General features: G+C 61.7%; 9 protein-coding genes. 4 read left to right on the top strand and 5 right to left on the bottom strand.

All coding sequences use genetic code 11. From position 1 onward, the window contains the following. Nucleotides 1-214: hypothetical protein (locus ACR0EF_RS18125; RefSeq protein ID WP_480771329.1), on the top strand; the 214-nt coding region annotated here is incomplete at its 5' end. 79 nt (nt 215-293) lie between these two features. Here ACR0EF_RS18125 and msrQ read toward each other — a convergent pair. Both msrQ and msrP read right to left on the bottom strand, forming a co-directional pair. Then, the gene (gene msrQ, locus ACR0EF_RS18120; protein ID WP_170343529.1) at nt 294-908 is read right to left on the bottom strand and encodes a protein-methionine-sulfoxide reductase heme-binding subunit MsrQ; all 615 of its coding nucleotides are present in this window, start codon (nt 906-908) and stop codon (nt 294-296) included. Between the two features lie 4 nt (nt 909-912). Further along, nucleotides 913-1,815, bottom strand: a complete 903-nt coding sequence (msrP, locus tag ACR0EF_RS18115) for a protein-methionine-sulfoxide reductase catalytic subunit MsrP (protein WP_170368113.1) — start codon at nt 1,813-1,815, stop codon at nt 913-915. A 224-nt stretch (nt 1,816-2,039) separates the two neighbouring features. Here msrP and ACR0EF_RS18110 point away from each other — a divergent pair, with 224 nt between their 5' ends. Then, nucleotides 2,040-3,023 (top strand): hypothetical protein, encoded by a 984-nt coding sequence (locus tag ACR0EF_RS18110; protein ID WP_170373400.1) that lies wholly within the window; start codon nt 2,040-2,042, stop codon nt 3,021-3,023. A 64-nt stretch (nt 3,024-3,087) separates the two neighbouring features. Here ACR0EF_RS18110 and clpB read toward each other — a convergent pair whose 3' ends face one another. The 3 genes from clpB to ACR0EF_RS18095 all read right to left on the bottom strand — a co-directional run bounded on the left by clpB (nt 3,088) and on the right by ACR0EF_RS18095 (nt 7,504). Beyond that, nucleotides 3,088-5,706 (bottom strand): ATP-dependent chaperone ClpB, encoded by a 2,619-nt coding sequence (gene clpB / locus ACR0EF_RS18105; protein ID WP_170372769.1) that lies wholly within the window; start codon nt 5,704-5,706, stop codon nt 3,088-3,090. Nucleotides 5,707-5,832: 126 nt separating this feature from the next. Next, nucleotides 5,833-6,147 (bottom strand): hypothetical protein, encoded by a 315-nt coding sequence (locus tag ACR0EF_RS18100; RefSeq protein WP_170343525.1) that lies wholly within the window; start codon nt 6,145-6,147, stop codon nt 5,833-5,835. Between the two features lie 100 nt (nt 6,148-6,247). Further along, nucleotides 6,248-7,504, bottom strand: a complete 1,257-nt coding sequence (locus ACR0EF_RS18095) for a tetratricopeptide repeat protein (protein WP_170372771.1) — start codon at nt 7,502-7,504, stop codon at nt 6,248-6,250. Nucleotides 7,505-7,591: 87 nt separating this feature from the next. On the opposite strand from ACR0EF_RS18095, the gene pyrF reads away from it, so the two are divergent. Together pyrF and ACR0EF_RS18085 are read left to right on the top strand one after the other, a co-directional pair. Next, complete coding sequence (pyrF, locus tag ACR0EF_RS18090) at nt 7,592-8,308, top strand: orotidine-5'-phosphate decarboxylase (RefSeq protein ID WP_170373399.1); 717 nt, start codon at nt 7,592-7,594, stop codon at nt 8,306-8,308. A gap of 373 nt (nt 8,309-8,681) precedes the next feature. Then, nucleotides 8,682-9,935: a DNA polymerase IV gene (locus tag ACR0EF_RS18085; RefSeq protein ID WP_170373398.1), complete on the top strand. Its 1,254-nt coding sequence runs from the start codon at nt 8,682-8,684 to the stop codon at nt 9,933-9,935. The last annotated feature ends 2 nt before the right edge of the window (nt 9,936-9,937 follow it).

Genomic DNA, 9,937 nt, shown 5'->3' with positions numbered 1-9,937 from the left:
CCGGTCTCTCCCAGGCGTCTCAACCGTCTTTCCAGTCCGTCAGGCCGTCACTCCGACCAACCAACACCGCCTCAGCAGCGCCGGTGAAGGGCGTTCTAAGGATAACTACAAATCACCGCAAGCAGAAAATGACAGGAATTGGGAAAAAATCGCGATAACAAAAATAATTGTTTATTATCCGAGTGTTGATTCCTTCATACCTCCCCAGAACTGAGTTTTCGCCTGGGCCTCGCAGTGCGAAAGCACTCGCTGCCTGACTTGCCCACATGGTTACCCACAGCCCAGCACCCGAGTCACGCGGAATCGGCGCGCCGGGACGCCGTATTGAATGCCGGTTTGGGCAAGCGCAGCAGCAACAGGGCAAGAATCACAAACAAGTAGATCAGGGGCTCGATCTGAAAGCCCTTCGCCAACATGACGTAGTGCAGCCCTGCAAGAATGGCTGCCGGGTAGACCAGCTTGTGAAGGCGCCGCCAAGCCGCCCCCAGCCACCGGACCGAGGCATTGTTCGACGTAATCCCAAGCGGCAGCATCAGAACGAATGCCGCCATGCCGACCGTGATGTAGGGTCGCTTTATGATGTCTGCCCAAATTTGACCTGGGTCTTGCACGTCCAGAACCAGCCAAACCAAAAGATGGCACGCCACATAGGATAGGGTCAAAACGCCAATGGCCCGCCTGAACTTCATGAGGTTCAAGCCGGTGAGCCGCCTCAGCGGCGTGACCGCCAAACCCAGGATCAACAACTGAAGCGCCAGTTCTCCATATTCATGTTCCAAAGCCTCGATCGGTTCGAATCCAAGGCCACCGGTCATGCCTTGGTAGAACAACCAGGGCACCGGAACCAATCCGGCGATGTAGACCGCCCAGACAGGAACGCGGCGCAGTATCTGGTTCAGCTTGTGCATGGCCTCAGTAGTATTCCCTGAGATCCATACCGTCATAAAGCCCTGCGACCTCTTCTTCGTAACCGTTGAACATCAGTGTCGGTTGTCGCTTGGCAAACAACCCGCCGCCGATGCGGCGTTCCGAGGCCTGGGACCACCGCGGATGATCCACGGTCGGGTTCACGTTGCTGTAGAACCCGTATTCACGCGGGTTGGCCATGTTCCAGCTGGTTGGCGGCTCTTCCTCGGTCAAAGTGATTCGTACGATCGATTTGATCGACTTGAAGCCATATTTCCATGGAACCACCAGGCGCAACGGGGCGCCGTTCTGATTGGGGATCGGGCGGCCATAGATACCCGTCGCCATGATCGTCAACGGATGCATGGCTTCATCCAGCCGTAGACCTTCGCGATACGGCCAGTCCAGAACCGGATATGCAACGCCTGGCATCTCGTCGGGGCGCAGCGCGGTTTCGAAGGCCACGTATTTCACCCCTTCCTGCACACCGGCCATGTTCAGCAGATCGGCCAGCTCGAACCCGTTCCAGGGCACGACCATCGACCAGGCCTCGACACAGCGGAAACGGTAGATGCGTTCTTCGATCGTCATTTCGGACATGATGTCCTGGAAATCATACTCTCCCGGGCGGTCAACCAACCCGTCGATCGTGACGCTCCATGGTTCGGTCTTGAGGGTATGGGCGTATTTCGCAGGGTCGTCCTTGCGGGTCCCGAACTCATAGTAGTTGTTGTAGGACGTGATCTCTTCCCACGTGTTCTGCTCCAGCGCATCTTCCGCACCTGCACGGCCCGCGATCATCGCCAGTCCCGATCCGGCGAGTCCCGCCATGATCTGTCGGCGGTTCAGGAACGCCGCCCGCGGGGTCGTATCGGCATGTGTCAGAGTGTTGATCCAGCGGTGCGCCATTCCGTTCTCCGTTCATTTACAAAAATCAGCCTTGAATTAGCCCCGTTTTAACACCGGACCAACGCAACTTGCGTCACGATTGAGAGACGGGACTGTAACGAAGCCTGCGTTGCATTCCCGTCGCGCACAGACGAACACCTGTTTGGAACGGCATCAACGGGATGGAAGCTGCACATCCGATAAGGTATCGCCGAAACCACCAGAGACTGTGTGAAGGCCGCCCCGTGTTACTGACCAAAACCATTCCTTTGTCCCTTTCGATCCTGTGGCGCTTTGCGGTGACGTTCCCGATCCTGCTCATCGGCCTTTTTCTGTACGGCGCGTTGGGTGGCGTGATCGGGTTCGTCATCGGGTTGATCCTGCCCGGAACACTGTTCATCGCAACCTTCCTGATCAGCGCCTCATCCGGCGTGATCCCGATCATGGTCGGCGCCCGGTTCGGGTTCCAGTCAAAGCTGATCCGACCCGGCGTGGGCTATCGCAAGCTGATCGTTCCCGCCATTGCCTATGGCGCGGCGGAGTCCCTGGCGATCGGCCTGATCCTTGCGCCAGTGGTCGGGTTGGCCTTTGTTCAGGTCGCGCCCAATCTGGTCGATCTGACCAAGACCCCCGAAACACCGGCACTGGTTTGGCTGACCTCGGCCGGCGCGTCGGTTTCGGTGGCGGGCCTCGTCGTCACGGTTGCGGTATTCACGGTAGCCTCGGCTGCGCGGGCCAGTCTGCTGGTTCCCCTGGCTGCGGCGGCCTTGGGCAGCGATCCTGACGACCGACCTTATACACCCTTCCGCAATCTGGGTGCGTCCTTCTGGCCGCTCTTTGCTTTGGTGGCCATCAGCTATGTATCGATGATGGTGCTTTACGTCCTCGCCTTTCTGGCCGTGGCCTTCGTGGCGGGGCTACCGGCGTTGGCAACGTCCGTTACCGAAATCGAAGGCCTGTTCCGCGGTGGCGCCATCGAAAACCCGATCTGGCCTGCAGTGGCCTTGTTTCTCAGCTTTATCCTGGTCGGGCTTTGGGGGCTGAGCCTGCAATCCGCGGGTGCGGTATTGGCCTATCTGAAACTGCAGGGCGGGCGCCCCAGCCGCCATATGGTGGATCCGGCCCAGCGCATGGCTCCGCCGGCACCACCACCATCGCCCGAGTCCGGTCCGCGCCTGAGTGCCGACGACTTGCGAGCATTGCGCAAAAGCCGTCAGAACCACGACTGATTGGTGCGCATGAAAAAGGCCCGCCATTTCTGGCGGGCCTTTCCTGTTTCAGCCAAGCCGCAAGTTAGTGGACCACGGCCTCGTCCGGGCGCGGGCGGTCGCTGGTGCCCAACCGGTCGCCTATGATCAGACCATCGGGTCCGGCAGTTACCGGCACGGTGTCGCCATCCCGGATGTCGCCGGCCAGCAAAGCCTCGGCCAGCGGGTTCTGCAGGGCACGCTGGATCACGCGCTTGAGCGGACGCGCCCCGAAGACCGGGTCGTAGCCTTCGTTGGCCAGCCACTCCTTGGCAGCATCGTCCAGCACAAGATCGATCTTGCGCCCGGCAAGCCGCTTCCGCAAGCGGGCCAGCTGGATGTCGACGATTGCATCCATGTCCGACCGCTGAAGCCGGTCGAAGATGATGGTCTCATCCAGACGGTTCAGGAACTCGGGCCGGAAATGCGCCCGAACCGCGTCCATCACATCGCGCTTGGCCTGCGCCGTGTCGGCCCCTTCGGGCAACTGGCTCAGCGCCTGCGAGCCAAGGTTCGAGGTCAGCACGATCAGCGTCTGCTTGAAGTCGACCGTGCGGCCCTGACCGTCGGTCAGGACACCGTCATCCAGCACCTGCAACAGCACGTTGAACACGTCCGGATGCGCCTTCTCGACCTCGTCGAACAGCACCACCTGGTACGGCCGGCGACGGACGGCTTCGGTCAGAACGCCGCCTTCCTCATAGCCGACATAGCCCGGCGGGGCACCGATCAGGCGGGCGACGGCGTGTTTCTCCATGAACTCGGACATGTCGATCCGCACCATCGCGTGTTCGTCGTCGAACAGGTATTCGGCGACGGCCTTGGTCAGCTCGGTCTTACCCACACCGGTCGGGCCGAGGAACAGAAACGAGCCCAGCGGGCGGTTCTCGTCGTTCAGACCGGCCCGGGCCCGGCGCACGGCGTTGGCCACGGCGCGCACGGCCTCGTCCTGGCCGACCACGCGGGCATGCAGCGCTTCTTCCATGCGCAGCAGCTTTTCGCGCTCGCCTTCCAGCATCTTCGAGGTCGGGATGCCGGTCCAGCGTTCGACCACGGCCGCGATCTGTTCGGGACGCACCGTTTCCTTGGCCATGACCGCGTTGCTTTCCTGGCTTTCGGCCTCGGCCAGCTTGCGCTCCAGCTCGGGGATCACGCCATAGGACAGCTCACCGGCCTTGGCCAGGTTGCCCTCGCGCTTGGCGATCTCCAGCTCGGCGCGCGCCTTGTCCAGCTGTTCCTTCAGCTCGCGGGCGCTGGCCAGCTTGTCCCGCTCGGCCTGCCACTGGGCGGTCAGCTCGGCGGATTTCTCCTTGAGCTCGGCCAGTTCCTTCTGCAGCGCTTCAAGCCGATCTTTCGAAGCCGCGTCATCTTCAAGCTTCAGCGCCTCTTCCTCGATCTGGAGCTGCAGGATCTGGCGATCCAACTGGTCCAGCTCTTCGGGCTTGCTGTCCACTTCCATGCGCAGACGCGAGGCGGCCTCGTCCACGAGGTCGATCGCCTTGTCGGGCAGGAAGCGGTCGGTGATGTAGCGGTGCGACAGGGTCGCAGCCGACACCAGCGCCGAATCCGAGATGCGCACACCGTGGTGCAGTTCGTATTTCTCCTTGATGCCGCGCAGGATGCTGATCGTGTCTTCGACCGTAGGTTCCTGCACGAAGACGGGCTGGAACCGGCGGGCAAGGGCCGCGTCCTTCTCGACGTATTTGCGGTACTCGTCCAGCGTGGTGGCGCCGATGCAGTGCAGCTCGCCCCGCGCCAGCGCGGGCTTGATCAGGTTGGCCGCATCCATCGCACCGTCGGACTTGCCGGCCCCGACCAGCGTGTGCATCTCGTCGATGAACAGAACGATCTCGCCGGCGGCCGCGGTGACTTCGTTCAGAACGGCTTTCAGGCGTTCCTCGAACTCACCGCGGTATTTCGCACCGGCGATCAGGGCACCCATGTCCAGGGCCAGCAGCTTCTTGTCCTTCAGCGATTCCGGCACGTCGCCGTTCACGATGCGCAGAGCCAGACCTTCGGCGATGGCGGTCTTACCCACACCGGGCTCACCGATCAGAACCGGGTTGTTCTTGGTCCGGCGCGACAGCACCTGCATGGCGCGGCGGATTTCCTCGTCGCGGCCGATGATCGGGTCAATCTTGCCCTCTCGGGCGGCCTCGGTCAGGTCGCGGGCATATTTCTTCAGCGCGTCATAGCCTTCTTCGGCATTGGCGCTGTCGGCCGTACGGCCCTTGCGGATGTCATTGATCGCCTCGTTCAGCTTCTGGGCGGACACGGCACCGGCTTCCAGGGCCTCTTTCGCCTTGGATTTGACGATACACAGAGCCATCAGCACGCGCTCGACCGGTACGAAGCTGTCGCCGGCCTTTTTGGCGATCTTCTCGGCCTCGTCCAGAACCTTGGCGGTCTGACCGTCCAGATAGACCTGGCCCGCGTCGCCGCTGACCTTCGGGATCTTGGCCAGGGCAACATCCAGCGCTTCGACCACGCGCTCGGGCGCGCCGCCCGCACGTTTGATCAGGTTGCTGGCCAGCCCCTGGTCATCATCCATCAGTGCTTTCAGAATATGTTCGGGAGCCAATCTCTGGTGTCCCTCGCGCAGCGCAATGGTTTGCGCCGCCTGCACGAAACCTCGTGCACGCTCGGTGAACTTGTTCAAGTCCATGGCATTCTCCTTTTCCAAGCGCCCGTTAAATTTGCGCCTGCTTGGCAGCACGCAGTGGTCCGGGCCTCATGGATCAATTTGGGAAATGTCCCCGCTGCTTCAAGAGGGTAGCGGGTCAAAAAACGCTCAGCCGCGGGGAATCGTATAGACGGTATAGCCGCCGGTTTCGGTCACCTGCTGAGCATTCTGCATTTCGACCAGCGACTGCGCGGCGGCGCTGCCGGTGGGGCACGAGACAAGGTCGGCCGTGTGGTCCAGGAAATTGACGGTAAAGGCGGTTTCGCCGGTCAACTGGCACCAGTCATCCTCGGACCGATAGCCGCCGACCAGGTACAAATCGTCGTTGGTGGGCGGCGGGGCAGCGCCCGTCTCGGGTTGTGGAGGGGTGTCGTCACAAGCGGCGAGCGCGGCCACGGCGGCCAGCGGAAATAGATGCTTCATGGTCTGTCCCTTTGGTGCAATTTTTGGTCCTGAATGGCGGCACCATAGCACAGTTGGGCCAAAGCGGGGAAACCAGGGTCTCCCCTGCCAGCCGTGGCGGTCAATCGCCTTCGATTTCCCGGATCAGTTTTGTTGCAACGTCGTCGCCCTGATCGGCCGCAAGACGGTAATATTTCAACGCGCCTTCGATCTCGCCCGCCTCGTGCAGCAGCCGGCCGAACTTGCGCTGCGAGGCCATATGGCCAAGCTCGGCCGCCCTGCCCCAGAGCACAAAAGCCGCCTGCGTGTCCTGGGGTACTCCGTCCCGCCCGTGATAGGTCAGCGACGCCAGATTATGCAGCGCCACGACGTCATCCTCTTCGGCGGCCTGGAAGTAATACTCCAGCGCCTTTTCGATATCCTTGGGATATCCGTTCTGGCCGGTTTCGTAGATCAAGCCCAGATGCACCGCAGCATCGACGTTTCCGTGATCGGCGGCCCGCTCCAGATAGTCGACCGCGCGGTCCATATCCTGTGCGACATGCATACCGTCGCGATGGAAGATGCCAAGGCGGACCATAGAAGGATCATACCCAAAGAACGCAGCCCGTTCATAATACTCGAGCGCCTTGTCGATGTCGGGCGCGACACCATCCCCGTGTTCATAGCCGTATGCCACGTTGTGCATTCCCATGGACAGGCCGGCATCGGCGGCCGCCATGTACCACCCGAACGCCGTTTCATCGTTTTCGGGAACGATCTGACCCTCGTTATAGAGCGAAGCGAGCGTGTTCATGGCGAGCCCGCTCCACTCCATCGCAGCCATTTCGGAAAACTCGAGCGCCATCTGCAATTCGCCGCCCTTCAGAAGCGCGCGGGCAAACGCCGCCACAACCTCGGCATCAGCTTCGTCCGCGTTCAACAGGGCATCGGCGCAGATGCCGATTGCGTCCTCAGCGTCCATGTCCGCCCATTCCACCCCGTCGAAATAGGGCGACTGGCCCGGAGCGGCAGCGGCCATCAGGCACTCATATTCTCCGTCCGAATAGTCGGGCTCGTATGGCGGATCGTCGGGGTTTGGTTCCGGCCGGGGTCGCAGGTCGGTGACAAGCAGGCGTCGTGTGTCTTCTTTGGGGACGCTGACCTCCTCCGGTTCGGGAGCACCTCCATTGAATTCGGCCAGTTGCTCGCGTGCAAGCTGCGAGTAGATCGGGCACTCCGCATAGACCTCGGCAAAGCTTTGGATGGCCGCCGCCGACCCGCTGTCTTTGACGTCCGCCCAGACCAGCCGGGCCTCTCCGCAATCCGTTTCGCCGGCCCAGACAGCGCCCGCCCCGGCCAAAACAGCTGCCGAAGCCACCACACCCAACCGTATCATCCCTTACTTCCCTGCGTCTTTTCTTGTCTGATTGCGCCACACGCTCTACAGAAGCGCCGATCCCGTCAAGCCTGAAAGGTCGAAACAATGCCCAAAGCCCTGCCCCAAACCGCAGATGACCGCCTGATCGTCGCCCTCGACGTACCCAACGCACTGGAAGGGCTGAAAATGGCCGAGACGCTGGGCGACGCGGTATCGTTTTACAAGATCGGTCTGGGGATGCTGACCGGTGGTGGGTTGGCCTTGGCAAACGAGTTGAAGCAGGAGCACGGCAAGCGCATCTTTCTGGACATGAAGCTGTTCGACATCGGCAACACGGTCGAGAATGCAGTGCGGGGGCTGGCGCAGTTCGATCTGGATTTCCTCACGGTGCATGGCGACCCCCACGTTGTGCGTGCCGCCAAGGAAGGCGCAGCAGGCAAGGACCTGAAGATCCTGGCGGTGACCATCCTGACCTCGCTGAACCGTGACGATCTGGATGCAGGTTTGATGAAGTCCGGCGACATGCAGGACATGGTTCTGGAACGCGCGGCCCGCGCATTCGAGGCGGGCGCCGACGGCGTGATCGCCAGTCCGCAAGAGGCGGCCCCGATCCGCGCCCTGCCCCAGGCCAACGGCCGACTGATCGTCACCCCTGGCGTGCGGCCGTCCGGATCGGATCTTGGCGATCAGAAACGCGTCGCGACACCCGCCGCCGCAATCAGTGACGGGGCCGATCACATCGTGGTCGGGCGGCCGATTTATCAGGCCGCCGACCCCAAAGCTGCAGCCGACGCCGTACTGGCCGAGTTGCGTTCGGTGTAACATTTCGAGGGCAAGTCGCGTCAAATCCCGATTCCAGAAGCACGATTTGGCCCGCAAACGGTTGACCTTGCGTCACTTTTGGCCGCTGCCGCGCCAAATTGCCTCTGTGCCCCAAAACACACATGAAAAACACGAGTTTTGGGACCTGTTTCGTAGGCCTATCGAAATCGACATTTTTGGGCGATTCTGATCAAGAGACACTCCCCAACGGGCCGCGTCTTCCTGAGGCCCGTTACCTCCCCCCGCGAAACTGCGGGGGGTCTTCTTGTCGGCCCCACCTTTTCGTTCAATCGCTTTGCGCTGCAGCGTGCTGTGTTGTACTTTTGGCACCTCGGACAGACCGCTCATTCGCGGTGCCCGTGGAAAGGAAATGATGCCCGCTCTCTGTCGCGATTGCCTTGCCAGTCTTCACGACGAACGGCGCTGCCCCTCCTGCGGCAGCCCGCGGGTGTTGCGGCATCCAGAGCTGTTCGATCTGACCATCGCCCATATGGATTGCGATGCGTTCTATGCCTCGGTCGAAAAGCGCGACAACCCCGAACTGGCGGACAAGCCGGTGATCATCGGTGGGGGACGGCGTGGCGTGGTTTCAACGGCCTGCTATGTGGCGCGTATTCGCGGCGTACGCTCAGCGATGCCAATGTTTCAGGCGCTGAAACTATGCCCCGATGCAGTGGTGATCAAACCGCGCATGTCCGTCTATGTCGAGGTCTCACGACAGATCCGCGCGATGATGGACGAACTGACACCGGATATCGAACCCCTGTCACTGGACGAGGCGTTCATGGACCTGTCAGGCACCCAGCGACTGCATGGCGCGCCGCCCGCGGTGATGCTGGCACGGCTGGTCAAACGCATGAAAGACGAGCTGGGCCTGACCGGCTCGATCGGGCTTTCGCACAACAAGTTTCTGGCCAAGGTGGCGTCCGACCTGGACAAACCGCGCGGGTTTTCCGTGATCGGCATGGCGGAAACCGCCGAGTTTCTGAACGACAAGCCGGTGCGGTTGATCTGGGGCATCGGACCGGCTGCGCAGGAGTCACTGGAACGGGCCGGCATTCGCACATTCTCGGACTTGCTGCGATGGGATCAAGAGGCCCTCACGGCGCGCTTCGGCTCGATGGGCTATCGGCTGTGGCACCTGGCCAGAGGGCAGGACAAGCGGCGCGTTTCGGCCCACGAGCCGATGAAGTCGATCAGCAATGAAACAACGTTTTTTGAAGACACCGCCAACCCCGACATTCTGGACGGTCACCTTTGGCGCATGGCGGAAAAGGTGGCCGACCGAGCGAAGGCCAAGGGGCTGGCCGGGCGGGTCGTGACGCTGAAGCTCAAGAAGGCCAACCACAAACTGCTGACCCGCCGAGTCTCGTTGCGGGATGCGACACAGATGGCCGACCGCATCTATCGCACCGCCCGCGGGCTGTTCGATCAGGTCGGCGATCAGGGCCCCTATCGTCTGCTGGGCTGCGGATTGTCAGACCTGTGCGCCGAAGATCAGGCCGACATTTCCGGCGACCTGCTGGACCCCGGGGCCACGCAACGCTCGAAAGCGGAACGTGCGACCGACGAGATCCGCCGAAAATATGGAACTGATGCAATCGTGAAGGGCCGAGCGCTGCGGTGACA

The sequence above is a fragment of the Ruegeria sp. CG8 genome (assembly GCF_056537165.1).
This window is presented reverse-complemented; position numbering and strand designations above follow the sequence as displayed.